The organism is Streptomyces sp. NPDC052079, assembly GCF_040680275.1.
Classification (GTDB): domain Bacteria; phylum Actinomycetota; class Actinomycetes; order Streptomycetales; family Streptomycetaceae; genus Streptomyces.
Window position 1 is genome coordinate 287,514 of sequence record NZ_JBFAWL010000004.1, and the last position, 24,253, is coordinate 311,766.

General features: G+C 69.2%; 19 protein-coding genes and 1 pseudogene. 11 read left to right on the forward strand and 9 right to left on the reverse strand.

Annotated elements, in window-relative coordinates:
• The first annotated feature begins 40 nt into the window (after positions 1-40).
• Both AB0L56_RS10575 and AB0L56_RS10580 read left to right on the forward strand, forming a co-directional pair.
• Entirely contained in the window at positions 41-1,030 is a 990-nt protein-coding gene (locus tag AB0L56_RS10575) for a hypothetical protein (protein WP_365421283.1), read from the forward strand.
• Between the two features lie 12 nt (positions 1,031-1,042).
• A pseudogene (locus AB0L56_RS10580) lies at positions 1,043-1,198 on the forward strand (IS5/IS1182 family transposase); the annotation flags it as partial.
• Between the two features lie 24 nt (positions 1,199-1,222).
• On the opposite strand, the gene AB0L56_RS10585 reads toward AB0L56_RS10580, so the two are convergent.
• Positions 1,223-1,603, reverse strand: coding sequence for a hypothetical protein (locus AB0L56_RS10585; RefSeq protein WP_361029508.1), 381 nt, complete (start codon positions 1,601-1,603; stop codon positions 1,223-1,225).
• A 541-nt stretch (positions 1,604-2,144) separates the two neighbouring features.
• On the opposite strand from AB0L56_RS10585, the gene AB0L56_RS10590 reads away from it, so the two are divergent.
• The 5 genes from AB0L56_RS10590 to AB0L56_RS10610 all read left to right on the forward strand — a co-directional run bounded on the left by AB0L56_RS10590 (position 2,145) and on the right by AB0L56_RS10610 (position 6,010).
• Positions 2,145-2,579: a hypothetical protein gene (locus AB0L56_RS10590; RefSeq protein ID WP_361029511.1), complete on the forward strand. Its 435-nt coding sequence runs from the start codon at positions 2,145-2,147 to the stop codon at positions 2,577-2,579.
• Complete coding sequence (locus AB0L56_RS10595) at positions 2,576-3,964, forward strand: hypothetical protein (protein WP_365421286.1); 1,389 nt, start codon at positions 2,576-2,578, stop codon at positions 3,962-3,964. The genes AB0L56_RS10590 and AB0L56_RS10595 overlap by 4 nt, the downstream gene beginning before the upstream one ends.
• A complete protein-coding gene (locus tag AB0L56_RS10600) occupies positions 3,964-4,344 on the forward strand; it encodes a hypothetical protein (RefSeq protein ID WP_361029517.1) in 381 nt (126 codons plus the stop codon). The genes AB0L56_RS10595 and AB0L56_RS10600 overlap by 1 nt, the downstream gene beginning before the upstream one ends.
• A gap of 701 nt (positions 4,345-5,045) precedes the next feature.
• Complete coding sequence (locus AB0L56_RS10605) at positions 5,046-5,810, forward strand: helix-turn-helix transcriptional regulator (protein WP_365421428.1); 765 nt, start codon at positions 5,046-5,048, stop codon at positions 5,808-5,810.
• The gene (locus AB0L56_RS10610) at positions 5,807-6,010 is read left to right on the forward strand and encodes a DUF397 domain-containing protein (protein WP_365421289.1); all 204 of its coding nucleotides are present in this window, start codon (positions 5,807-5,809) and stop codon (positions 6,008-6,010) included. Before AB0L56_RS10605 ends, AB0L56_RS10610 begins: the two co-directional genes overlap by 4 nt.
• A 72-nt stretch (positions 6,011-6,082) precedes the next feature.
• Here AB0L56_RS10610 and AB0L56_RS10615 read toward each other — a convergent pair whose 3' ends face one another.
• From AB0L56_RS10615 to AB0L56_RS10630, 4 genes are all read right to left on the reverse strand, one after another.
• Positions 6,083-11,140, reverse strand: coding sequence for a class I SAM-dependent DNA methyltransferase (locus tag AB0L56_RS10615; protein WP_365421292.1), 5,058 nt, complete (start codon positions 11,138-11,140; stop codon positions 6,083-6,085).
• A gap of 25 nt (positions 11,141-11,165) precedes the next feature.
• Entirely contained in the window at positions 11,166-14,054 is a 2,889-nt protein-coding gene (locus AB0L56_RS10620) for a DEAD/DEAH box helicase (protein ID WP_365421295.1), read from the reverse strand.
• A gap of 142 nt (positions 14,055-14,196) precedes the next feature.
• On the reverse strand, positions 14,197-15,429 hold the full coding sequence (locus AB0L56_RS10625; RefSeq protein ID WP_365421297.1) for a protein kinase: 1,233 nt from the start codon (positions 15,427-15,429) through the stop codon (positions 14,197-14,199).
• Positions 15,430-15,612: 183 nt separating this feature from the next.
• On the reverse strand, positions 15,613-17,757 hold the full coding sequence (locus tag AB0L56_RS10630) for an N-6 DNA methylase (protein WP_365421300.1): 2,145 nt from the start codon (positions 17,755-17,757) through the stop codon (positions 15,613-15,615).
• Positions 17,758-17,904: 147 nt separating this feature from the next.
• Between AB0L56_RS10630 and AB0L56_RS10635 the strand changes: the two genes are divergently transcribed.
• Together AB0L56_RS10635 and AB0L56_RS10640 are read left to right on the forward strand one after the other, a co-directional pair.
• A complete protein-coding gene (locus AB0L56_RS10635) occupies positions 17,905-19,131 on the forward strand; it encodes a DNA sulfur modification protein DndB (RefSeq protein ID WP_365421303.1) in 1,227 nt (408 codons plus the stop codon).
• A gap of 37 nt (positions 19,132-19,168) precedes the next feature.
• Positions 19,169-19,801 (forward strand): hypothetical protein, encoded by a 633-nt coding sequence (locus AB0L56_RS10640; RefSeq protein WP_365421306.1) that lies wholly within the window; start codon positions 19,169-19,171, stop codon positions 19,799-19,801.
• A gap of 249 nt (positions 19,802-20,050) precedes the next feature.
• Here AB0L56_RS10640 and AB0L56_RS10645 read toward each other — a convergent pair whose 3' ends face one another.
• From AB0L56_RS10645 to AB0L56_RS10655, 3 genes are all read right to left on the reverse strand, one after another.
• Entirely contained in the window at positions 20,051-20,449 is a 399-nt protein-coding gene (locus AB0L56_RS10645) for a PIN domain-containing protein (RefSeq protein WP_365421309.1), read from the reverse strand.
• Positions 20,446-20,760, reverse strand: coding sequence for a hypothetical protein (locus AB0L56_RS10650; protein ID WP_361029790.1), 315 nt, complete (start codon positions 20,758-20,760; stop codon positions 20,446-20,448). Before AB0L56_RS10650 ends, AB0L56_RS10645 begins: the two co-directional genes overlap by 4 nt.
• Before the next feature lie 451 nt (positions 20,761-21,211).
• Positions 21,212-21,382: a hypothetical protein gene (locus AB0L56_RS10655; RefSeq protein ID WP_365421312.1), complete on the reverse strand. Its 171-nt coding sequence runs from the start codon at positions 21,380-21,382 to the stop codon at positions 21,212-21,214.
• A 164-nt stretch (positions 21,383-21,546) separates the two neighbouring features.
• Here AB0L56_RS10655 and AB0L56_RS10660 point away from each other — a divergent pair, with 164 nt between their 5' ends.
• Positions 21,547-21,693 (forward strand): hypothetical protein, encoded by a 147-nt coding sequence (locus AB0L56_RS10660; RefSeq protein WP_365421315.1) that lies wholly within the window; start codon positions 21,547-21,549, stop codon positions 21,691-21,693.
• Positions 21,694-21,762: 69 nt separating this feature from the next.
• On the opposite strand, the gene AB0L56_RS10665 is transcribed toward AB0L56_RS10660, so the two are convergent.
• Entirely contained in the window at positions 21,763-22,677 is a 915-nt protein-coding gene (locus AB0L56_RS10665; RefSeq protein WP_365421318.1) for a YceI family protein, read from the reverse strand.
• Positions 22,678-23,703: 1,026 nt separating this feature from the next.
• Here AB0L56_RS10665 and AB0L56_RS10670 point away from each other — a divergent pair.
• On the forward strand, positions 23,704-24,243 hold the full coding sequence (locus AB0L56_RS10670) for a hypothetical protein (protein ID WP_365421320.1): 540 nt from the start codon (positions 23,704-23,706) through the stop codon (positions 24,241-24,243).
• Positions 24,244-24,253 lie beyond the last annotated feature (10 nt).

Below are 24,253 nucleotides of genomic sequence, written 5' to 3' on the forward strand. Positions count from 1 at the left end.
CGCGGCCCCGCTCGACCCTGTATCGGCGGACGCCCCCCAGGTGCTGCACTGGCCCGGGCGCAGGCTTCTCCTCCAGCGCGGGGACACCGAGTTGGCCGTCCGCGACCTCAACGGGGAGGGGACGGTGGTCCGCTTCCCCGCGCCCTGGCCTCGCCGGTACGGCTCGGTGACAGTCTCGCCCACGGGTGACGTTGCCATGTTCGCCGGCGTGCACGCGTTGCGAGCCGTGGACGCGACCGGCGCCGTGCGGTGGGAGATCCGGCACGGTTGTTGGTCCGCCGCCGTGTGCACCGGGGCCCATGCCTCGTTCGCCGAGTACGCCGACGACTACCGCCACGGCCACGCGGACAGCGGCTCGGCGGCCTTCTCCTCGGACGGCAAGCTCCTGTGGGCACACGTCCGCAACCGCGCGGGGCGCGACATCAATGAGGAATGGCTGATCCTCGACCCCGCGGACGGCACGGTGCTGACCCGGGCCGACACGATGACCGTGGGATCGGGCTCCCTCCACTTCCCCCATCCGAACTCGGCGTACATGGGGCTGACTGTTCTCGCGGACGAGGAGAACGCGTCCGTGCTGTGGGGACAGTGGGACGGCGCGGACCTCACCGTCCAGCGGTTCGCCGAGGAGGTCCTCCTCGCCGTGGGCCCGTCCGGGGAGTACTTCGTGACCACGGATACGGGGCAGTGGTCCCTCTACCTGCACCGGGCGGAGGATGGCACGGAATTGCGGAGCCTGGACGCCGCGGAAGCCGTTCCCCATTCCGCAAGCGCGGCCGGCGAGCGCGTTCGTTGGGACTACGAGGCGGCGGCGTTCCCCTACGACGGCACCGCCATGGTCGGCACCGAGTACTCCGCGGAGGACCCCCGCCACTGGTTGGTCGACCCGCAGACGATGGCCCTGCGCGGCCGGATCGCCTATCCCTTCGCTGTCTCGGGACCTCCCCGATCGGCAGGGCAGGGCGCCTGGTACACGGTCTCCAAGGACCAGACCACCCTCCACCTGTGGAACCTGCCGCACGGGGAATGAGTCAAAGGCCTCCACGCCAAGGCCCTGGCACTCGGCGAACGCGCCGTCGCCACCCTCAAGACCTGGAAGATCCTGACCAAGCCGCGCTGCTGCCCACGCCGGGCGACCGCGGTCGTGCAGGCCGTCCTCGTCCTGCACGACACCGAGACCGCCCGTCAGCCAGGATGAAAATGGCTCACTGCAGAGAGCAGGTCAGTAGGAGCAGGTGGGGGAATTCATGATGCGGATCTTGTCGACCACGGCGAGGCCATACGTCATCACCCCGCCGGGACCCAGGCACTTGGTCCAGCCGTCGGTGTGGTGGAGCAGTACCCCGTCGTCATTACGGGAGTTGTAGATCGCGTAGCTCCCGTACGCCTGAGGCGTGAGGTTCTGATAGGTCGAGGTGATGTCCTTGTAGGCCGCATCCCAGCGCCGGGCCTGCCAGTCCTCATATGAGTCATAGAAGCAGACCTGCGGGTAGCCGCAACCGTAAGCGGTGTCGGCTGCGGCCTGATTGGGTGCGGCCACTGTTACGCCCAGCGCCGTCGCCGTGGTTGCCAGGAGGACGCACACATACTGCCTGAGCTTCATAGGTTCTCCTTGGTGCTCGTCCAGGCCTTTTCCGCTGTCCGACAGCTTTCGCCAGTCGTAGGCAAGGGCCGGTAAGAGATGCATCGCCTGCATCTGAATGTGACCTGATCATGCCAAGGTGGTCACCCGGCTCGGAAGAGCGGTTCCACGCCAATCACTGCCCATATGCGGCTTCTTTTGTCCTTGCCGCAGGCCCAGGGAAGGGCGTATGGAGACCCCGCACGAACACCGTCACCGGCACACCAGGGCTTCGGCGTAGTCGCGGGTTGAGCGGGTTGTCCTGCAACTCCGCGATCAGCCTGACGTCGCCGAGGTCGAACGGCCCGGGCTGCCGGGCCGGTTGGCCCCGGTTCCCGGCCCCCGGAAGCCGCGCGGGGTGCGCCACAGCCTGGTGTACGTCCCGGCACTGGCGGCCTGCGCGGTGCTGACCGCGCAACCTGAACCGTTCCGGGTTCGGTAGAGATGCACTTCTCCTGAACTCTTTCGGCCCACAGGGCGTCAATAGACATGCAGAGATGCAGATGGAACAGAAGGAGACGGGGTGTCCTTCGAGCAAGAATGGGCGCAGCTGAAAGTCGATGCGTTGGCGCGGCAGGCTGAGGGCAGCATGCGGCTCAACCAACTGCCGGCAGACTCTGGCGGAGGCGCGCCGGATCTGGTGGCGAAGGCTGACTCCATCAACGGGAACGCCAACCTGCTGGTGGAGATCGCCGGGCTTCTCCACGAGGGTCGCCCGGACGCCGAGCTGACCACCCTGGCGCGGAATCCCAGGGCGCACGAGGACGTGGCACGTCAGGTGGAGCGCTTCGCCGAGTTCGCGGGTGACCAGTTCCTGGACACCATGGCCTTGTTCGCAGCGCTGTCGACCCGACTGCGGATGGCTGGCGGGGACTTCGCGGAGATCGAGGACGAGACCGCCCGCCGGTTCCTGGAGGCCGTGCTCGACGGCCGTTACGTCTCGCCGGGAACGCGATGAGCGACGGACTCAGCTACCGCAAGGACGTCGAGTTCTTGGAGAACTGCAATCCGCCACTGGTGGAGCGTAACGCGGACGAATTCGGCCGCATCCAGGCGCTCCTGACGGCTGTCGCTCCTGCGGCCGAGCGGGCAGAGAAGCACACCGAGTGGCGCAGCAAAGGCAGCGCGCACTACACAGCCAGACTCGTGGAGGGCCGCCGCCTGGTGGACGAGCTCGCCGAAGCTTACGGGCACGCCGCGGGTGGGCTGCGTCGCTACGCGGAGGCGCTGACGGTGGCGAAGGCGTACTACTCCAATGGTCTGGTCAACGAGCAGGCGCTCGCGAACCTGATCCACACCAAGGGCACCGCGATCACCCGCACGGCTCAGGAGGCCGAGCCGATGCGCCAGTGGGAGGACATGCGCGCCACCACCGGCGTCCTGGACTTCTTTGCGGAGCTGACCATGGACGTCGACGACATCCGAGACGAGGCCAACCGGCTGCACGATGCGGCGGGCGGCGACTTCGACCTGGCGCGGACCACCGAGGCGGAGGCCCGCGCCCTCTGTGTCCACGAACTCAAGCAGGCGTACGACCTGCTGCCAGACTTCCGGGTATTCCTCACCGAGCGGGTGGACGTCGCCGCTGCCATGCCCGACCTCCGGCGCGAGGCGGCCGAGGCGAGCAGGAACCCGGTGACCCGGTTGCCGGGCAGCGGTCCCAAGCAGGACTACTACCCGACGGCCGGGGACAAGCTGGTCTCCCCGACGCTCCAAAGCATCCGGATACAACTCGCTTCTTTGCCGGGCGCAACGGACAGCTACTGGATTCCGCCCTCCAGTGACCAGGAGAAGACCGAATGGATACGGGCCAACAAGGACATCATCAAGGCCGCTGCGCAGAACTCCGGGCTGCCGCCGTCGATGGTGGCGGGTATCGCCTGGAAGGAGATCGCCGGCCAGCCCGGCCCACTCGACGACATCACCGACACCCTCCGGGAACAAGCGGCCTCCCCGCTGAGCCCCATCGCGCCGGAGAACCTGCCGTCACGACTGGGCGGTGACCCCGACGAGACGTCCTTCGGGCCGATTGCCATCCAGGTACGGCGTGGCGCCGAGGTGCTCGGCTACGACCCGGAGAACCTCACCGGTCAACAGCGAACCATCGTGGAGGAGTCGCTCCAGGAGCCGGGACAGAACATCTTCATCGCCGCCGAGTACCTGGCTCAGCTCAAAGCGGAGAGCGGCTTCGCCCACGTATCCCCGGAGGAAATGACGGTGGAGCAGCAACAGGAGCTCGCCGCGCGGTACAACGGGGGACCGTACTGGGAGAACGACCAGGCGCAGCGTTATGGCCGGGACTTCGCCCATCACCTGGACCAGGCAAGGAACGCGATCCGCTGATGCAGTCCTCGAAACCCTCGCACACCGGAGACAGGCAGGAGATCGGTCACTCCCGTCACCCGATGGACGACCGCCCGCACCACCCCGACGACGACCGCCGCCTGCTCCGCGTGATCCTCGCCGTGCCGGTGGTGCTGCTGACCCTGGTGTCGGCGTTCTTCCTCTGGCTGGCGATCAACACCCGTCCGGACGGCGACTGGGACCAGGCCGCGTACGGTGGGATCGAGCTGGCCAGTGCCTTGGCCGTCGTCTCGGTAGGCGCGGTGGGAGCACTGTGGCTGGCGCCCTCGGTGCGGCGGGTGATGCGGTGGCCGTGGGCGGTACCGGCTGTGGTGCTGGGAGTGGCGGCGGTGGCGCGCTGGGTGTCCAGCGGAGCGTGAATGCCCACTGCCCCGCGAACACAAGGGACCCGCGAGGCACTCGGCATCACCGACGTCACCCTCGGCCTCGGGCCCGCGATGTGGACCGAGGAGCACTCGGTCGGCGGCAAGCCGACTTGTCAGGTCGAACGCTGTTTCGTGACGACGTGGCGTCGGACGTCGTCCATCCCGCAGGTGCCACCTCATCGTTGCGATTCCTGCCCGGCACTTGATCGTTCCTCACTCGCCCACCTGCTACGCCACCGGGGGCCCCCGTCGGCCTCCTGGTCTCGCTCTGTCGCCCTCACACCCCGCCCTTGGCCGGCGTCGCCCGCATCACGACGACGACTTGGCCGCTCCTGGAGCGCACGCCCGGCCGATCACTTGCACGGCCGCGGACCGACCCTTCTCGGCAAGCGCAAGAGGCACGGGATGAACGTGCAGGTCCTCGCCGATCAGTAGGTCGACGGGGGCGGGGGCGGAGGCCTGGCATGAGGGCATGTACAGGCGAGGGCTGTACGGGGAGGGCGGGCGCTCGTCCCCGGTACGGGGGAATAGGGGCCAAGTGGCGCGAAGGCTACGGTGCGTGTCTCTAGAGTGAGCTGTGAGTGATGGACGGGTGTGGTGCGGGCGGCGCCACTGTGCGGGTGGGCGAGGTGAGGGCACCGGTGACTACGACTCACGGTGACGGCGAGACGGGCATCCTGCGGTGTTTCGGGCAGATGCTGCGGTTGCTGCGGACGAGCAGGGGGCTGACGCGGGCGGAGTTGGGAGCCAAGCTCAGTTACGGCGAGGACATGGTGGCGTCGGTCGAGTTGGGGCGGCGGATTCCGAAGCCGGAGTTCATCGAGCGGGCGGACGCGGCGCTGGAGGCCGGCGGGCTGTTGGTGGTGATGAAGGAGGAGGTGGCTCGGGCGCGGTATCCGTCGTTCTTCCGCGATGCGGCGAAGTTGGAGGCGGAGGCGGTTGAGTTGCATGTCTACGCCAACCAGGCTGTGCCGGGTCTGTTGCAGACGGAGGAGTACGCGCGGGCGGTGTTCGACGCGCGGCGCCCTCTGCTGGACGAGACGGTCATCTCCGAGCGGGTGGCAGCGCGTGTCGCACGGCAGGAGATCTTCGGCCGGAAGCCCTTGCCTACGATCAGCTTTGTGATCGAGGAGACGGTGCTGCGGCGGCCGATCGGCGGGTGGAGAGTCTGGCGTGGGCAGTTGGAGGAGATCTGCCTCCGAGGGCGGAGTCGGAACGTCGAGGTTCAGATCATGCCGACCGAGGTCAGCGAACATGCGGCGCTGGCTGGTCCGTTCACCTTGATCGAAACGGCCAAAGGGCAGAGGATCGCCTATGTGGAGGTGCAGAAGGAAAGCCGCCTACTCCTCGAACGGGCTTCGGTGCGCGAGCATGAGGAGCAGTACGGCATCCTTCGGGCGCAAGCACTGACGCCCCGCGAGTCGTTGCAACTGGTTGAGAAGCTACTGGGAGAGAGATGAACGCCGTGGACGAAGCTAGGGCGAACGGTGAACTGGTCTGGCACAAGAGCACCTACAGCAGCGGCGAGGGTGGCGAGTGCGTGGAAGTCGCTGTCGCTGGCGGGGTCGTTCACGTGCGGGACTCGAAGCAGGTGGTGGAGGCAGCGCCCGTGCTGAGGGTGGGTTCGGCGGCGTGGGTTGCGTTGCTTGAGAAGATGTGAGGTTGTACGGCTGCCCACGGCGGTCGGTTCTTCCTTCAAGGAAGCACCGACCGCCGTTGTGACGAACGGCCCTCAGGCCTCGCGGTTCCCAGGGGGAGCCAGGCGACCAGCAGCGATCTCCTTGTCCAAGCGAGCTTGGAAGTGCGCGTGCGCGGCCCGCATCTCAGCCTCGCGGTCGGCCTTGTAGAAGGGGGCGGTGTAGCCCTGGGGTGGCGGGACCGCATCAGGATTCTCGAAATAGGCTGCTAGATCCGCGTAGTCAGTCGTCTTTTGCTTAACCCCTCGAGCATGGTACGCCTTTGCGATCTTCTGTCCTTCGGCGTCGAAGTACATTTCTGACTCGTATTCATGGAGGACGGCATACCGGGCAGTGTAGATTGCTGCGAGTTGGTCAGCGCTTATCCCGAGCCAAACGGCCACAAGAGCGTCGATTTCCACAAGAGCGGCGCGGCGTTCATGCTCGGTTCTAAGGGGTGTGTCCCAATTCCAGGATGGCTTTAGATGAGTGGCTAGCGGGTCGACGCCAGGCCAATTTGGGTTCGCCCAGTCTTCATAGGCTGGCCATGTGGGATCGAACAAGCCATTCCAGAGGGGCGCGTAGGCGTTGGTTAGCGAATTGAGGCGTAGAGTGCGAAGGAGAAGAGGAGACGCCAGCGGGTGATCACGATTAGGCGCCGGCATTTTCTTGGTCTCGGCGACGTCAAGATGCCCTCGGCCGGTGATTCGCATCAGGTAATCAAGAGGCAGAGAGGACCAGAACCCTGCTGCTAGCGTTGTCATCGTGTCATCGGAAAAAGCCATGCTACGGACAGCGTGAATATGGGCGGGACCAGGCGGGAAGAGCGCACCGAAAAGGCTGCGTTCGTTGGCTGGTGGAACCATTTCGCGCCACACTAGACGGAAGTACTCGGTATAGGGAGCGCCATTCCAGCGGTCTTGCGCTGACAGGTACCTTCCTGAGTCACACTCGCGTACGTAGTTGGTGTGGGGCTTGGCATCCGCAGAGATTTCTGTCAAGTCCCAAGTGGTGTAGTCCTTATTGCTCTTACAGGGGATGTTCGGCTGCTTATTGAAAGGTGTCCCGACGCTGAAATGCGGTCCTTGAAGGATGACCTCACTAAGTGAAGTTGGGGCAGACGAATTCCAGCGGATTAGACCGTCATCCTTTGCGGTTTTTTCGTTGTAGCCACCACTGATGAAGGGGTTTAGCTCGCCGACGCGCTTCTGAGTCGAAGCCAGAGCGTGTATAGCTCCTTCCTCAAGTGAAGTCACAGGGTACAACAGCGCTGCTTCAGTAGGCGGCGTACTATCGTCACCTGCAAGCAAGTTCCACTGGCGAAGTCGGGTGGCGTCAATATGTACGAGTCGAGCCTGGTGGGGGCGAAGGTCCCAGTCGCCCCGATATTTGAGTCCGGGGATCGAACCGGACCCATTGTGTTTGAGCGACTCCATGAGTGTCTCGGGGGCGTATAGCCATGCTGCTTGAAGGAACGAAACACGTTGAGCGGCCCCGTAGATGTGGATGCCGAATTCCACGTGATTGTCGACTTCGGTAAAGAGCTGTTGTCGACGTTGATTGACGAAATGTGCGTGGATTCGAAGGTGCTTGTATGCGGCGGAACGCAAGGCTCCTTCTTTCACTCCACTGAAGTGGCTATCTGGATGAAGGAGTCCAGTGATTCCAGGCATATTTGCGTTGGTCCATACTCGAGTCATGAATGCTCGATAGAGGTCTGGGCGTGTCTTGCTGAGGAGTGGGTACATTGACTCAGAGCTAAGCAGTGTAGCTGTGCCAATAACCCCGGAGAATTCCTTCGTGTACTGCCTGAGAGTCGCCGCGCTCGCGAGTGCACCTGTCTTTCGGAGCCGCCACTCCTCTGCGCTGGGCTTCGAAGCCAGTTTGAACCATGGTTCGATCTCGGCGAGGGCAGCATCTTCCTGCCAATCCGGCCGAACCCAGGGGGGATTTCCCACCTGCAAGTCAAACCCACCTTGTGTGCCGAAAACGCTGCCGAACTCCAACTCCCAATGGAAAAACCCCTGCCGCTCAGCCACATCCCGAGCAACCCCCGCCCACGGATACCGCGACTCCAGCGAGGTGAACCGCTCCATGCCCATCCACTCGGGCAACTCGTCCTCGTACCGCTCCAGTTCGTCCAACGTGTCGAACTGAGCCACCAACGAGTCCGCAGCCACATCCTGCGTCCCCAACAACGACTCGGCGAAGTCCAGCCAGTCATCCAGCGAGGCCAGCGGAATCACAGCCCGCCGCTCACCGCGAATCTGCTCCTTGCGACTACCGCTCCGCGCGGCCTTCGCCTTGACCTCGACGACCTGGACGTCACCGAACAGGTCCTCCGACTCGTACGTCTCCCGCGCGGGCGCACCCGCCTGCCCCGGAACCGGGACCGCCGACACCGTCCACCCCGCCGACTGCGAGGCGACCTCCGCCGCCCGCGCGTACGCCTCATGCGAACCATCCAGCAGCGCAGCGCTCTGCACCGGCCAGAACCACAGCGCACACCACGCGTCCATCAGCGTCTTCAGACGCCAATACGGCGTATCCACCGCCTCCAAGTCCGCCTTGACCTTCTCCCTCGGCACCGCGACCTCAGGCGAACGCAGCCACCCGTCCTCCGCCCCCCACACATCTACCCGCCGCGAAATCTCCCGCTCCGAAATCTCCAGCCGCCGCACCACCAGCCCCCACAGGTACTCGGCCCGCCGGGCCAACCCCTGCAACCGCTTCGTCTGCGCGGCGCTCGGCGACTTGGTGATCGCCTTCCGCCAAGCACCCAGCGCCTTCGCCTCCGCCGGCGCCAGCGCCTTCGCCTCCTTCTCGGCCGCGACCGCGCCCCACTCCTTCGCCGGAAGCAGGAAGTGATGCACCGCCCCATCAGGCAGCTCGGCCCCCGCCATCGCCTCCGACAACGGGAAGCGCTCCGGAGTCGCCCCCAGCCAACCGCCCTTCTTCAGACGCTCAGCCGAGTAGATCTCCCGACGCCCACCGATCAGCGAGTTACCGCGCCGCAGGTGCAGCCCGAACCACGGCGCCTCCATCCCCGGATGCATCGTGTTGAGCCACAGCGACACCTCCGCCAACTCCACCGCCGTGTTGTTGAGGTCGACGCCGTAGGAGTTGTGCAGCGCGATGTACGCCTTGGCCTTCTGCAGTTCGACCGCGTACTTCTCCGTGTCGATGGCGACGCCCAACTCGTCCTGCCGCCGCCGCAGATACTCCGCGGCGACCTGGTTGATCGCCTCGTTGAGGAACGCACCCGAGCCGAGTGCCGGCTCGCAGATCTTCCAGTCCAGCAGCTCACGGGCCTGGGTCACCGTGTCGTCCTGGTCCAACCGGTGCTGCAACGCGAGCTGCACCGTCACCCGGGTCAGCGACTCCGGCGTGTAGTACGAGGCCGACGTCTGCCGGTCACGCCCCGACAGCCGGTACACGAACGCACCCGGCGCATACCGAACCCGCCGCTCCTCGCCCGTGTCCTCGTCCTTCTGCCGGACGAACACCTCATCCGGGTACTCGTCGGCCTTCGCCGCCGGAACCAGCCACGAACCGTCCTTCGGATCACCGTGCTTCGCGACCTCGTACAGCTCCTCACCCGCGACGAAGCCCGAGTACGACATCAGCCCCTCGTACACGGCCCCGAGCTGGTTGATCCCGAGCTGGGCATACGAGATGAAGCCACCGCGCTCCCGCTTCTTGCCCCGCGTGAGCATCAGCAGCCGCAGCACCCGGTACAGCGTCTCGTTGCGCAACCGGGTGTCGATGAACCGCTCCCCGCCCTCGCCCTCACCCTCGACGCGCGGGTCGGGAACCGCACGCGCGCCGATCAGCCGGATCGCCTCCGGCTCGAACAGCTTGGAGTGCAGCGGCTCGAACCGCAGCCCCACGTCCTCCGACGCCTTCTCGTCCTCCACCACCCCGTGCGTACGGCGCGGCCGGTACCCCTCCTGCACCTTGCCGAAGAGCAGATCCAGCGACTCGTACAGGTAGAACCCCTTGCGGGACTTCTCGTCGACCAGATCCCGCTCGGCGATCAACTCACCGAGCCGGCCCAGCCCGTACCCCATCTGGTACTCGGGGTAGTCCGAGGGCAGGATGCCCAGCTCCGGGCGGGCCTCGGCGTACAGCAGGAACAGGATCCGGTACAGATACCGCAGCGACTCCCGCGTCAACTGCCGTCCCAGCTCCGGCAGTTCCTTGACCTCCTCCGGGCGGACACCGCCCTCCCGGATCCGGTCGAGGACCTCGTTGGCGATCAGTTCGACGCTCAGCCGCAGCCCGTCCCGCAGCTCACTCGAAACGCCCACCGCGTGCTTCGTGGACTTGTCGACAAGGGAAGCCAGGGGGTTCTCCCCACCCTCCTCCGGCGTACGCAGCGAGTCCGCGCCGAACAGGGCGGCCACCGTGTCGAGTTCGCCGCCCGACTTGGTGTCGTTGCGCTCAAGCGCTGTGTCCAGCGACACCGCGAGGTACCGGCCCTCACCCCACACCGCCCGGTCCGCGAGCACGACGACACCGCCGACCAGCAGCAGCACATAACGCGGCGCGTCCTCACACGCGAACAGGAACGACGCGAGCTTGGACCCCGTGGCGACCGTGTGCTGGCCGTCCAGACGCAGTTCCTCCAGCAGCCGCCCCGCCCCATCCGGGTCCAGCGCGTCGTCCGGCTCGGCCGACCAGCCGCAGTCCAGGGCGACGAGATCCTTCTCGGCGTGCGCGACCGTCACCTCGTACGACTGGTCCGCGCGGACGACGGTGAGCGTGCCCGGCTTGGCGTCGAAACCGAGCGCGCGCAGCACCTCCGCGTTCAGCGTCCGCACCCGCTCGCGCCACTCGGGGGCGTCGTACGTCACGGCGTCATCGCCGGTCGCCGCCCGCTCCTCGTCCATCGTGAAGTACGACCGGGCCGCGAAGTAGGTACGGCGCAGCGCCCGCAGGCCCGCGCGCGGGGTGACGGGCAGCGCACCCTCGGGCCGCTCGGCGCCGGCGGCGTCGTCCTCGCGCTGCTTCCACTCCGCGAGCAGACCGGACTTGAGATCCTTGGGGAGGACCTCGGCGAGGTAGTGCGCGGAGAAGTAGTCGCCGCGGTTGACCAGGGAGTCGAACGTCATCGTGAGAAACCTCTGGGTGTGTCGGTCAGGCGGCGGGGTGCGCGGCCGGGGCGAGGACGGCGAGGACGCGGAGCATCGGGCGGCCGGTGGTGAGGAGGGAGTCCGCGAGCGAGGTGAGCCGGTCGCGCGTGGCGGTCGGCCCGGAGCCGCCGCCCGCATTCAGCGTCGGCTGCTCCCACGCTCCCAGACGCGTCTTGTACTCCTCGATGGGCGCCCGCAACGGTTCGTCCCATGCCTCACGGTGCCGCTCCAGGAACGCCTCCGCCGTGTCCAGGACGGCGGGGATGGCCTGGGCGAGAAGTTCCGTGTCGTGGGCGAGGCCCGGGTTCGCCATCGTCGGGCCGACCTGGGCGCGGCGCAGCACCGCCACCATGTCGTCGTCGACCTCGCCGTCCGTGGTGACCGCCATCCACTTGACGACGGTCGGCCGGCCGAGGGCGTTGGAGTAGATGCCCTGGACGAGATACGTAGGCCGCCGCACGTCCGCCGTCAGGACCGGCGCCTCCTGCCGGTCCAGGCGGACCAGGACCTTGTCCGTGAGCCACTCCATCACCGGGTGCAGATCGGTCAGCAGGGAGATGTCGGGCCAGCTCGACGTCGCGGACGCACGGGCCCGCGTCAAACTGCTGTCGGCGAGCCGCCGGTTGAAGGTCACCTTCAGCCGGTCGCGCAGGCCCTGCTCACGGACGTACTCCGGAGGCAGCGCCTTGAGACGGTGGATCAGGTCGGAGGGCGGGACGAAGGACAGCAGACCGGTGTCCGGGTCGGCGGACAGGTCCAGCCGGTCGTGCGCGTCCGGATACACCTCGCGCAACGCCTCGTCGAGGAACTCACGTGTGGAGCCGAACAGCCGGGGCACGTCGGCCCGGGGCACCGCGCCGGTGCCGCCCGCGTCGGAGGAGGCGCCGGCGTCCTCCTCCGGCTCGTCGTTCACGGCGCCGAAGAAGTCGGCGAGGAAGTCGTCCACGCCGTCGCTGTCGCCGCTCCCGGAGGTGCGGTCGGCGTCCAGGGACTCGTCCACGTCACGCCCCCGCAGCAGATCCTGGATGAGGGACTTCTCCTCGGCCTCCGCCCGGTACAGCCCGGACACCGCCTCCGCCGTCCCCAGCGACCGGTGCGCCTCGGCCTCGCGCTCCAGCAGGCGCTCGGAGACGAGGGTGTCGTCCTTGGCGCCGTCGACGCCGCTGGTGAGGATCAGCGCCCGGAACTGCGGCTGGTGCGCCTGCCCGTAGCGGTCGATACGGCCGTTGCGCTGCTCGATGCGGATCAGCGACCACGGCACGTCGTAGTGGACGAGCTGATGGCACTGGCGGTGCAGGTTGACGCCCTCGGAGGCGACATCGCCCGTGAACAGGATGCGTACGGGCGTGTCCGCGAGGCCGAAGTCCTCCACGCACTGCATCTGCTGCTCGTCCGACAGGCCGCCGTGCATCACCCGGGCCGCCTGCTCGGCGGCCTTCCCCTTGAAACCGAGCGCCGCCGGTACCGTCCGCGCCAGCCACTCCAGCGTCTGCACCCGCTCGGAGAACACCACCACCCGGGTGTCCGACCTCGGCCCGACCCCGATCTCCCGCAACTGTCCGACCAGCGCCCCGAACTTGCCCGAGTCCGTCTCCGTCATCCCCGACGCCAGCTCCAGCAACCGGTGCAGCGCCGCACGTTCGGCGGCCGTCGACTTGGGGGCGTTCTTCTTCTCCAGCGTCCTGATGCGTGTGGTGACCGTGGCCTTCAGCGCCGTATGGGAGGAGAGGAAGGACTTCAGCAGCGTGTACGGGAACAGGGGGACGTCGCTGACCGACGTCGACCCGTCGGCCGGCAGCCACACCGCCGCCAGCTCCTCGAAGATCTTCTCCTCGGCGGGTGTGGCCGTCACCCGGATCGAACGCGACGGGCCCCGGTCCGCCCACTGCCCCTTCATCTGCTCCCGCACCTCGGGGCTGACCTTCGTGCGCCGGATGAACAGGTGCTTGATGTCGTCGGCGCGGTAGTGGTCCGGGTCGCGGATCGCGGCCGGGTCGAGCAGGGAGATCAGCTCGGCGAAGGAGCGGGCGTCACCGTTGTGGGGGGTCGCCGAGGCCAGCAGCAGGGCGTCCGTGTGCGGGGCGAGGGTGCGGGCGAGCTGGTTGCGCAGGGAACCCCTGTTGATCAGGTTGTGCGACTCGTCGATGACGACCGCGTCCCAGTTGATGCGCTCCAGATGATGCTTGTACTGGTCGGTGTTCTTCAGGGTGTCGATGGAGACGATGACCCGCTTGAAGTACGTGAACGGGTTGCGGCCCGCCGGGATCTCCCGCTGGATCCGCTCGATGCCCACCGAGTCCAGCCGCACCAGCGGGATCGCGAACCGCGTCCACAGTTCATGCTGGAACTGCTCGAGCACATGCTGCGGGGTGACCACGAGGATGCGCTCGCCCCGGCCCCGGCGGATCAGCTCGGCCAGGGTGAGGCCGATCTCCAGGGTCTTGCCGAGGCCCACCACGTCCGCGATGAGCAGGCGCGGGCGCAGATTGCGGCCCGACAGGGCAAGCTCGGCGGGGCGCTGCTGGTAGGGGAGGGCGTCCAGGAGGAAGGAGTCCGCCAGCGCCAGGCCGCGCTCCGCCTGCGGCAGCGGTGTCTTGCGCAGCACGGCCTCCAGGAACAGGCGGGAGCGGCGGAAGTTCGGCGAGTCGTCCCGCACCAGGCGGGTCCGCCTCGGGTCGAGCAGCTCGATCCGGTCGAGGCCGGTGAAGAACACCGCTTCCTGATCGCGTACGAAGTCCGACGCGCCCACCGCTTCGATCCTGGCCCCGTCGTGCTCGCTGCGCGTCGCGTTGCGGACCAGCCACACCTCGTCCCGTACGAGGATCTGGGCGCCCGGCGGGAACTGGGCGTCCTCGCCGGTGGTCGCGGGAGCGGTGCTCACGTCGGCGGTCACGCGGGTGCCTCCTGGGCGGTCGGGTCGGTGGGGTGGACGGGGGTGAGGCGGGCCGGCGGTGGGTTCCGCGGCCGGGCCGGGGGATGTGGGGTGGGTGGGGGAGGGGAGACGGGGCCTGGAGCGGGCGGCCCGGCGGGGGGTGTCAGAACGGGGCCTTTGCCGCGTACGCGGTGCGCAGCCGTGCCGCCGTTCTGCGGGCCTGCACGGAGTGGCGCAGGGTGTGCGTCGGCTTCGGCTCCGGGGTCCGCCGGGGGTCTGTGGGCGGGCGGCGGCCGGGGGCGGGGCGGTCGCGGCGGGCGGCGGCGGGGGTGTCCGCGGGCCGGGGGGCGTCTGCGGGCCCGGGGGCGGTCTCGATCAAGGTGGGAGGGGCCGCCGCCGGTATGTCGGCCGGTGTCTCCAGCTCGGCCGGGCTGATCTCTGTGACCGGGGTGTCGTTCGCGGGGGCGGGCCAGGCGACCGTGGGGACGCTGTCGGCGGGTGCCGGCCTGTGCCGGCGCCGCTCCGTCGTATGCGCGGTGAGCCGGCGACGCGCCTGAGCGATCCTCATGCCCTGGGCCTCGATCACCGAGCGGCACTGCTGCACCACCTCGGTCAGCGACGGCCTGTCCTCGGCACCGTGGGCGAGCATGCCGGTCAGCAGCGGTGCCAGGTCGTCCGGCACGCCGGACAGGTCAGGCGCCGTACCCGGGTCCGTAACCAGGTGGAACACCATGTACGGGGTCTTCGCCTCATGCGGATAGTGACCCGCGACGGCGAACAGCAGCAGGGCCCCCAGCGCGTACACGTCCACCGCCGCCGTCAGCGGCTTCACACCGGCGGCCTGCTCCGGGGCCATGCAGATCGGGGTGCCGACCACCTGGTGCGGGGCGGTGAGGGAGATGGACGATTCGGTGAACGCCGCCAGGCCGAAGTCGATGATCTTCGGACCGTTCGGTCCCAGCAGCACGTTGGCCGGCTTGAGGTCACGGTGCAGCAACTCCTGCGCGTGCACGGCCGACAGCGCCTCGGCGAGGATCGCGCCCAGCGCCGCCGTGAGGACCGACGGCAGCGGCCCGTGCGTCGTCACATGCCGCGCGAGGTCCGGTCCGTCCACGTACTCCGTGGCCAGCCACGGCTGCTCCGCCTCAGCGTCGGCGCCCAGGAAGGCCGCGATGCGCGGACCCCAGATGGTCTTGAGCACCTCGATCTCCTGCGCGAACCGCTGCCGGGACTCGGAGTCCACCACCGACGGTTTGATCACCTTCACCGCGGCGGGCTCACCGCCGAGCGACTCGCCCAGGAAGACCTGGCCCATGCCGCCCTGGCCGATCCGGCCGAGGAGCTCGAAGTCGCCCAGGGAGCGCGGATCCTCGGGGTTCAGGGGCGTGATCTGCACGTGTGTCCTCGGCATTCGGTCCTGGCAAGCGCGTCCGATCAGCGGCGATGCGTGCCTGGGGACACGGTAGTGGATGGGGGCGGGGTCAGGAACAGGGGTTGCGGAATGGAGATATCAACCTCTATGGGTGAGGAAGTGGTGGAGGATTCGCTATGGCGTCTCTATGGCGTCTCTATGGCGTCTCTATGGCGTCGCGTGCCGGGCCGGGAGCAGCTGACCCCCGGTCAGCCCGCCGGCCAGCAGCCGTGCCGTCTCCTCCGCCAGCCGCGTCGCCCGCCGCGCCTCCGCCCGGAGCGCGTGCACATGCCGGAACGCCTCGCCGTACCGCCGCTGCTCCTCCAGCGGCAGCAGCGGCACCCGCAGCCGGCCCGGGCTGACGCTCAGCACCGTGCTGCCCGTGGACGCGCCCGCGATATTCTCGTCGGCGCCCAGGAAACCGGCGAGGAACCAGGCGTCCAGGCGCTTGGGATCCGGACGGAACAGGTGGACGTGAGGGCCGAGCAGCGCCCCGGCGTCCTCCTCGCCCGCCACCCGCGCCATCGGCCCGTCCCCGCTCACCACCGCACGTACGAGAACGTCCCCCACGGCGACCACGGGCGCCGTGTCGCTGCGCAGCTCCGCCGGGTCTCCCGAGGGACCCGAACCCCGCGAGATGTCCGACCCGGTGAGCACCGCACGGGCCGCGGCCTGCTCCCCGCCCGCGTCCTCAGCGCGCCCCCGCGCACCCTCCGGCACCGTACGCAGCAGTGTGAGCGCCCCACCGCGCGCGAGGTCGGACGCCGTGGCCGTCCGCCACTCCCGTGGCCGCGCCCCCGCCGCGCTCCACTCCTCGCGACCGGCCGCCCGCGCCAGCGCCTTCGCCGCCCCGGCCAGGTCCCGGCGGGTGGCGTCGACCTCCGCCGACAGTTCCGCCGGATCGACCTCGGACCGTGACGCCCGTACGAGCCGGGCCGGGGTCAGATCCACCACGTCGTCCAGCAGGTCCACCACACCGACCGCGCGCGCGACACCCGGTTCGCCCTCGAACGCGTCCGGGTCCTCCGTGAACGCCCGCCACGCACCGAGCGCCCGGGCCGTCACGCCCGGCCAGTCCAGGGAGGCGGAGCGGCTCACGCCCCGGGTACGGCTCGCCGCCGTACCGCCCGCCGTGTCCACTGTGTCCACGAACAAGACCGACGTGCGCTCCGGACCACCGGGCTCGGGCCGTTGCAGCACCCACACCTGAAGCCCGACGTGCAACGGCACCGCGGCACCCACCGGCAGCGCGATCACCGCCCGCAGCGCCCCACTGCGCACCAGCTCCTTCCGCACCCGCCGTCCCGACGCACGCCCGGCCGTGGCCGGCGGCAGCAGAAGCGCCGCGTAGCCACCGGGCGCGAGATGCGCGAGGGCATGCTGCACCCACGCCAGCTCGGACTCCGCGCGGGCCGGTACGCCGTATGCCCAGCGCGGGTCGTAGGCCAGCTCGTCGTGCCCCCAGTCCCGGACGCCGTACGGCGGATTGCACAGCACCGCGTCCGCGACCAGCTCCGGAAACGCGTCCGCCCGGAGACTGTCGGCGGCGCGCACGGTGACCGTGGTCTCCGGTGCGGTGAGCATCAGGCTCACGGCACTGCGCCGGGCCTGCACGGGGAGGTGGTCCTGGCCGTACAGCTCCCGTGCTCCGCGCCGGGCGGCGGCCGCCAGCAGGGTGCCGCCACCACAGGCGGGGTCCAGGACACGGGCCGGGGAGCCCGGGATCAGGCGGGCGAGCAGTTCGGCCAGCGGTGCGGGCGTCAGATACGCGCCGGACGCGGCGCTGTCCTCCAGCTCGCGTTCCGCGAGCACGCCCAACGCGGCCTCGCCGCCCTCGTCCCGTACGCACGCGTACAGCGCGCGCAGTACGGGCGCGTCACCCGTCCCGAAACGCACCGGGTCGGCGGCCGGCACGGACTCGCCGGCCGTCACCACGTCACGCTGCGCGCGCGTGACAAGATCCGTGTCCGACAGCTCTGTGGCGGCCGTCAGTTCCTCCACCGAATGCCCCGCCGCCGCGAGGACGAGGAGCAGCAGCCCCTCCGACGTACCGCTGCCACCGCTCTGCGTGCGCAGGCGCAGCGTCGTCCGCAGTTCCTCCGAGGGGCTCGCCGCCGAGGCGTGACCGCGTGAGGCGAGCCATGCGCGCACGGACTCCAGGTCGTACAGCGGGCTGCTGTCCGTGCCGCCGGACGGCGCCGGGAAGTCCTCGTGCCGACGGCGCCAGTTGCTGACCGTGGCGCGCGTGACGCCCGCGATGCGGGAGATCTCGGCGGCGGTCACCTGTGCGGATGACGCGGATGACTGGGGCATCTCGGGAGTCCTGAGCCTCTCTGGAGCGAACGGTCAACAACCTACAGCGTTCGTCAAATCTGTCAACGAGATTGACGACGCTTTCAGCGTCATGCTTCTCTGGTGTCGCTTCCGCATGGAAGCCGCACGTTCTCCGGGGGGAGTCCCATGCTTCTGACCATGCCGACGGCCGTCGTCGAAGGCACCCAGCTCACGGTGATGCCGTTCCGCCCCGACGCCGTCGTCGGAACGATGTCCGTGCCCACGCTCGTCCAGCTCGTGCCCTCGCCCCGCGCCGAGGAGGACCCGCGCAGACTGAAGGCGGCGTCCGGCCTGGTACGGCGGCACGCCGAACTGCGGGCCACCGTGCAGCGCACGCTGAAGTCGTCCCAGAAGGGCAAGAACGTCGGCCCGTACGCCGAGTACATCGCCGCCGGACTCAAGGGCGAACTCGGCGCGGCATGGTCCACGCCGCCCGTCACCCTGTGGCACGCCGGACCGCTCGCCGCGCTCAGCGACGAACTCGTCCCCGGCAGCGGCCTGCGCACCCTCACCGTCGCGCCCGGCACGATGGTCATCGCCATCGACGGCGAGACCCAGACCACCGCCTGGCACGACCTCTACGACGACCCCGAGGCGTACGGCCTGACCTACCCTCAACTCGCCCAGGTGCGCCTGCCGTTCGAGCTGTACATCGACCTCGCGCCCGCCGACGCGCGGCAGATCTTCTACGACCGCAACGTGCAGGGCGTCGCCGTCGCCAAGAACCTCGCCATGTCCATGGACCAGCGCGACTACGGCACCCGCCTCGCCCACCTGGTCGCCGACGCGGTGACCGTCGACCTGGACGGGCAGCGCGTACCCTTCGCCCGGCTGGTCAACGTCAGCAAGCGGCAGGTGTCCGCGAGCGACCGCGAGGTCGTCACCCTCTCCGCGCTGCGCGCCCTCGTCGTCACCACGCTCTACGGACGGGGTGGCCTCCAGCGTTCCGCCGACTCCGTCCACGAGGACGAACTGCCCTCCCGTTACCGCCCCGAGCGCGTGGAAGCCACCGTCGTCCCCATCCTGGCGCAGCTCATCGCCCGCCACGTCCACCACTTCACCTCACGCAGCGCCATCACCGCGCCCGCCGTCCTCGCCGGCATCGGCATCGCCGCCCACCACACCATGCCGTGGACCGACACGGCGTCCGCCTTCCGCACCGACGACCTGATCCGCCTCCTGGGCGACATCCGCTGGGAGCGCGAGGCGAGGTACTGGGACGGCGTCGCCGCCAAGACGGGAACCTCCGGCCGCCTCAACTTCAGCGGCGGCGTCAAGGACTCCGGCGGCCGGGTCGCGGAGGCGATCCTGTACCCGGCGACGGAGGCGGGCCGTCGGATCCGCGGCTTCTGAGGGTCGGCTGAAACGGGGGGCCCAGTAGGTGGGCGGGATGAGTGACCAACGGGATCTGGAGTTGGTCTGGCGTCGCGTCACGGACTGGCTGGAAGCGCATGCGCCGGTTTCGTACGCCTCCCTGCTGCCGCCGGCCCCGGAGCACACCATTGAGGCCGCCGATGCGCAACTGAGGCAGTACCTCGGGTTCGGTCTTCCCGCTGAGCTGGGTGCTCTGTGGCGGCTGTGCGGCGGTGTGGAGCACCAGTACATCGAGGCCAACGAGGAAGCGGGCGAGGTCGGCTCGGGGGCGTTCCTGCCCGGGGGGATCCTGCTCGGCCCGGCGGACGCGCTCAGGGCGCGGCTGCCTGAGACCGGCCGCGGGGATGCGTGGGGCGGTGCCGCTGTGGTGCCGTGGCTCACGGGCGACGAAGCGGGGCCGGAGTCCGGGCACTACGTGGGGGCGGACGGTGTCGGCCGCTGGTCGGTGCCGGACAACCTGGCTTGTGACAAGCCGGATTTCCCGTCGATCGCCGCCTACCTCGATGCCGTGCACCGCACGCTCACCGAAGGGCCGGCCGATGCCATGGGTTCGGATGTTCCTGGGCTGGTGTGGGGCTGTCTGGTCTGGGACGACCCCGAGGCGCCTTCGCTGGACGATGCGCTGGAGCACTGGCACCCCGTCCACTGACGGGTGAGCCCCGAGGCCGGGCACGCCGCACGGTCTCCTCAGTCCGCCCGCACCGCGGTGTAACGGACCGGCCAGTCCTCCACCTTCACCAGCAGACCTCGCCGACTCGTGCTGCAGGACGTCCACGGACGCCGGCGTCACCTCCCGGCCGAACAGCAGCGCACCGGCGGTCACGCCGAGCACGGCGACGCAAGGACGGGGCTGCCGGTCCGCGGTCTCCCTCGGAGGTGGAAGCGGCGGACAGGCCCGTCACAGACCCATGACGACCACACGGTCCCCGCACAGCTTGCGCAGGCCGTCCTCGTCGGAGGTGAAGACGGTGACCGGACCCGGCTGTCGCAGGGCGACGGCGGCCAGGGCCGCGTCGATGGCGTACTTGTGGCCGTGGAGGCCGGCTTCCTTGAGCAGACGGATCGCGTCCTCGGCGATGTCCTCGCTCACCGGCTCGACGTGGATCCGGGAGAGGGCCCAGTGCCATGCTGGGAGATAGGTCCGTACGTCGTACGCCTCGATCAACGTCATCGAAGTGGTCATGACGCGGATACCGAGCCGGTGGGCGTCCTTGATCCGGACGCCCGTCCGGCGCTCGCCCCTCACCCAGCGGGACAGACCTTCGCAGTCCAGAAGGTAGACCGGGTCCCCCGTCACGCTGCCGCCCCCCGCTGCCCTTCCGGTGTGCCCTCGACCGGCCCACCGGCGGCCACCCGCTGCGCGCGGGCCAGCTCGGCATGCCTGCGCTCGATCTCCCGGCGCTCCGCCTCCGCCTCCGCCAGCTCGGCCTCGGTGGCCTCGCCGTACTCCTCCTCCCACCAGGCGACCGCCTCTCCGAGACGGTCCTGCTCCCGCTGACGCTCTATGGCGTGAGTGACGTAGCGGCTGAACCCGCCAGGGCCCACCTCGGCCCGAATGGCCTCGGCAAGTTCTTCGGGAAGCGTGACGGTGTACTTCTTCGTTGCCATACCATCGACCATACCGGTCTCATCCCTGATAGGAGACTCGAGCGGCAGCCGCCTCACCCCATCGAGCGTGTAGGTCTTGCCGCCCGGCAGACACGGCTCCGTACTCCAGCTGTCGGCCAGGCGGTGACGCAGGCCCCGGCCCGACTCGTCGTCCGGCGGCGTGACGAAGTCCGTCACGGGGAGGGGAACCGGTCCCCGCGGGCGTCGGTGACCGCGATGCACAGGGCGCCGGCGGCGGGGTCGTGGGTCAGGGCGAGACGGAAAGTCGCGGCCCTGGACGCGGCCGTGCAGCGCCGTGTTGTCTCATGGGGCCACCGTGGCGGGCGCGCGGGGGCGTGTTCCAGAGGAGAGCCCCGTACGCAGCGTGACCGTACGGACGCATATTGTGGGAGATTGCCGGCGCGGGCCCTGGCACGCATCGACGCCCGGTGCGCAACAGGCCGAGAGAGGATCAGCTCTCGGCTCCCTCCTGGTAGGCGGCGAAAGCGCGTGCCTGTTCCACCTTCCGCAGCCGGCCAAGCTCGATAGGCCGCAAGTCATGCGGGCGGCCGAGGCCGCGCAGAATGTCGGCGAAGTAGGGGACGGGTGTGTGATCGGCGGAGATCAGGAGCGAGGACAGCATCACACCGTGTGATCCCGAGTGGCGGTCCACGGCGACCAGTACCGCCACACGCTCGTGTACGCCGTCCGCTGCTCGCGGGCCCAGATATCGGCGACCTTGGCCGTGGAGAGACCGGCTTTCCAGCCCAGACCGGCCAGCACCTCGGTGAAGAAGGGCGGCGGACCGTGGGCACCGTCGGGTACCTCCGCTTCTACGAGTCCCGCGTCCCCGATGTGCTGGTCGCGGAGTCGGGAGCCGTCCGCAGGGCGGTCCTGCGGTTGGAGAAGGTCCTGGAGTCGGCGACCGAGGTGATTCCCGACCCCTACGCGTGAGCCGGGGGCCGCGCGGGCACCTCCCGGTGAGAGGCCGCCGCCCGACGGTCGGCGACGGCCCGCGCCGGCCTACTCCGGGGGCGTGGGGGTTTCGGGGGTGCGGTACATCGCCTGGACGTCCAGCTCCAGTTGCACGGTCGGGCCGACGACCGCGATGCCGCGGGCCAGCATCGAGCGCCAGTTGAGGGTGAAGTCCTCGCGGTGCAGCTCCGCCTTCGCCAGTGCCGCGCAGCGCAGCTCCTGTTCGTAACCGCCGTTCACCGTGCCGAGGTACGTCGTGTCGAGGCCCATGGAGCGGCTGGTGCCGTGCATGGTCAGCGTGCCGTTCAGCGTCCACCTGGAGCCGCCCCGGTAGACGAACCGGGTGCTGGTGAAGTCGATGTACGGGTAGCGCTCGACGTCGAGGAAGTCGGCGGAACGCAGGTGGTTGTCACGGGTCCTGTTGCCCGTGGTGATGCTGGCGGCGTCGATGCGCACCGAGACCTGGGAGTCGCCCATGTCCGGCATGACGCGGATGCCGCCGGTGAAGCGGGTGAAGCGTCCGTGGACGTGGGCCATGCCCACGTGCTTGGCGATGAAGCGGATCGCGGTGTGCGGCGGGTCGAACAGCCAGGTGCCGGCCGGCGGCAGCTCCAGCTGGCGTGCGGGCAGCAGTGCGACGCGCGCCGGCGGGAGGACGGCGCCGGCGGCTATGTCGACGTTGGTGCGGGCCGGAGTGAGGCCCTCCGCCGCGACCATCACGCTGTAGGAGCCGGGCGGGAGCACCGCCATGAACAGGCCGTACGGATCGGTCTTGCCGTGGGCGGCGACCCGGTGAGTGTCCAGGGCGGTCACCGTGACCTCGGAGCCGCCCAGGGGCTGTCCCATGGGATCGACGACCTCGCAGCTGTACGCGCCGGCGCCGGCCGGCAGGGGCAGTGAGAGGTCCGGTGCGGCGCCGGGGGCGCCGCGGGAGCGCCGACGCCGGAGCAGTCCGAGGGCCATGCGGTTCACCTTTCTTCCTACGTGTCACCACCGCGAGACCCGCGCCGCCGGACGTGTTCGCGGTCGTCGAGAACCGCCGGGGAGTGGTTGCAAGCGCGATGAAGTCAACTGTTAAAGGATCATAGGGTAGGCGGAGCGGGGTGGTTCGTCACCGCGGTCGGAGTGCTGCACGCCTTACCCGTGTGCCGGAATGACGTGTACCGCCGCCATCCCGGGTATTCAACGGGTCGTACCGCGCCCGCCGGCTGCGGAGCTTTGCTCCGATGCTGTGGTGAACGCCACCTGAAACCGTGGAGGATTCACACGTGGCTCCCGGTCCCGTCACGCGGTTCCCACATCGCGTGCGCCGCGCCACCACGCCGGTCGGCTCCGTCCGTCCGCGCAGAAGGGGAAAGCCCGTACGCTGCGTGAGCGTACGGGCGGCGGCGGTGATGGCGGTGGGTGGTATAAGGTGGCCGGCCGTCGAGGCCGACAGCCGGCGCACCGTCGGCGAAGCCGACGGAGCCCGTTAAGGCGTGGGTGTCCGTCCGATGGCGTGCGGTCGGCGCCCGGCAGCGCTCACGGGCGGGCGGACGGACCCCCGTACGGCACCGGCCGGTCGAGGTCCGGGTCGCCGAACTCCGCTCGCAGGGCCTGGAAGGCGGTGACCTTCTCCTAGGCCTGGATCAGGGACTCCAGTTGTCGCTGGACGTCGGTCCCCGCCTCGGTCGACATGCCCGGGTGACCGCCCGGGCAGTCCTGAAGGAAACTCTGGTCACGGCCTTGCATGGACACCCCCCGTGGTCGCAAGACACATGTGTCACAAGCGCCTTGTGAGGATAACTCCCACCCCCGACAATCGCCCCCGGCGCAACAGCGGTCCGTCGGGGCGGTGATGTCGTGGCCGGTGGTGGCGTCGTCGGCGGGCGATGTCACACGATCGGGTGGTGCTGTGCGATGCGGGCACGTGCGAAGCGGGCGATCCGTTCGATCCGGTGACGGGGACATCTCCTGGTCCCCTCACGGCACGGACGACCGGAGCGCATCATGAGCCTGCATTTTCACCGCAACCCCGACGGCACGACGACCGGGCGGAACGAGGCCACCGGCTTCACCGTGACGCACGCCGAAGAGGAGGAGGTGAAGCGACAGTTGTACGAGGACGCGGGGTGGGCGTACACGCCGCCACCGCCTCCGGTGCCGCCCGGGTTCCACCGGTTCGCGCTGGTGCACGAGGAGTTCGAGCACACCGGGTTCGCGGACGAGCGGTACGCGGGGCTCCGGGCGCGTCCGCCGGAGGGGTGCGTGCCGGTCGACTGGGGCTGTTTCGCCCTGAAGTGCGAGCGGCCGGGGAGGACGCTCCTGGACGCGGTCGCCGGTACGGTCGCGGAGGTCCGCCGTGAGCACGGGCTGGTGATGAACAGCCTGGGCGTGGAGAAGCCGGACGAGTGGTACGGGGCCGACCGGGACGGCCATGGGGCGGTGATCGCCGCTCACCTGATGCTGACGGCGATCCACCGGGCCCGCGTACTCGGCTACCGGCGCAAGGACTTGGTCCGGCTGCTCGACGCGGCGGGCATCGAGTGAGCGGCGAGCG

What these genes read in the sequence shown, in the direction of transcription:
- AB0L56_RS10670 (WP_365421320.1), top strand. Translation starts at nt 23,704, where the DNA reads ATGAGCCTGCATTTTCACCGCAACCCCGACGGCACGACGACCGGGCGG.
- AB0L56_RS10610 (WP_365421289.1), top strand. Translation starts at nt 5,807, where the DNA reads ATGAACGCCGTGGACGAAGCTAGGGCGAACGGTGAACTGGTCTGGCAC.
- AB0L56_RS10650 (WP_361029790.1), bottom strand. Translation starts at nt 20,760, where the DNA reads ATGGCAACGAAGAAGTACACCGTCACGCTTCCCGAAGAACTTGCCGAG.
- AB0L56_RS10630 (WP_365421300.1), bottom strand. Translation starts at nt 17,757, where the DNA reads ATGCCCCAGTCATCCGCGTCATCCGCACAGGTGACCGCCGCCGAGATC.
- AB0L56_RS10600 (WP_361029517.1), top strand. Translation starts at nt 3,964, where the DNA reads ATGCAGTCCTCGAAACCCTCGCACACCGGAGACAGGCAGGAGATCGGT.
- AB0L56_RS10615 (WP_365421292.1), bottom strand. Translation starts at nt 11,140, where the DNA reads ATGACGTTCGACTCCCTGGTCAACCGCGGCGACTACTTCTCCGCGCAC.
- AB0L56_RS10605 (WP_365421428.1), top strand. Translation starts at nt 5,046, where the DNA reads ATGCTGCGGTTGCTGCGGACGAGCAGGGGGCTGACGCGGGCGGAGTTG.
- AB0L56_RS10665 (WP_365421318.1), bottom strand. Translation starts at nt 22,677, where the DNA reads ATGGCCCTCGGACTGCTCCGGCGTCGGCGCTCCCGCGGCGCCCCCGGC.
- AB0L56_RS10655 (WP_365421312.1), bottom strand. Translation starts at nt 21,382, where the DNA reads ATGCTGTCCTCGCTCCTGATCTCCGCCGATCACACACCCGTCCCCTAC.
- AB0L56_RS10640 (WP_365421306.1), top strand. Translation starts at nt 19,169, where the DNA reads ATGAGTGACCAACGGGATCTGGAGTTGGTCTGGCGTCGCGTCACGGAC.
- AB0L56_RS10585 (WP_361029508.1), bottom strand. Translation starts at nt 1,603, where the DNA reads ATGAAGCTCAGGCAGTATGTGTGCGTCCTCCTGGCAACCACGGCGACG.
- AB0L56_RS10595 (WP_365421286.1), top strand. Translation starts at nt 2,576, where the DNA reads ATGAGCGACGGACTCAGCTACCGCAAGGACGTCGAGTTCTTGGAGAAC.
- AB0L56_RS10635 (WP_365421303.1), top strand. Translation starts at nt 17,905, where the DNA reads ATGCTTCTGACCATGCCGACGGCCGTCGTCGAAGGCACCCAGCTCACG.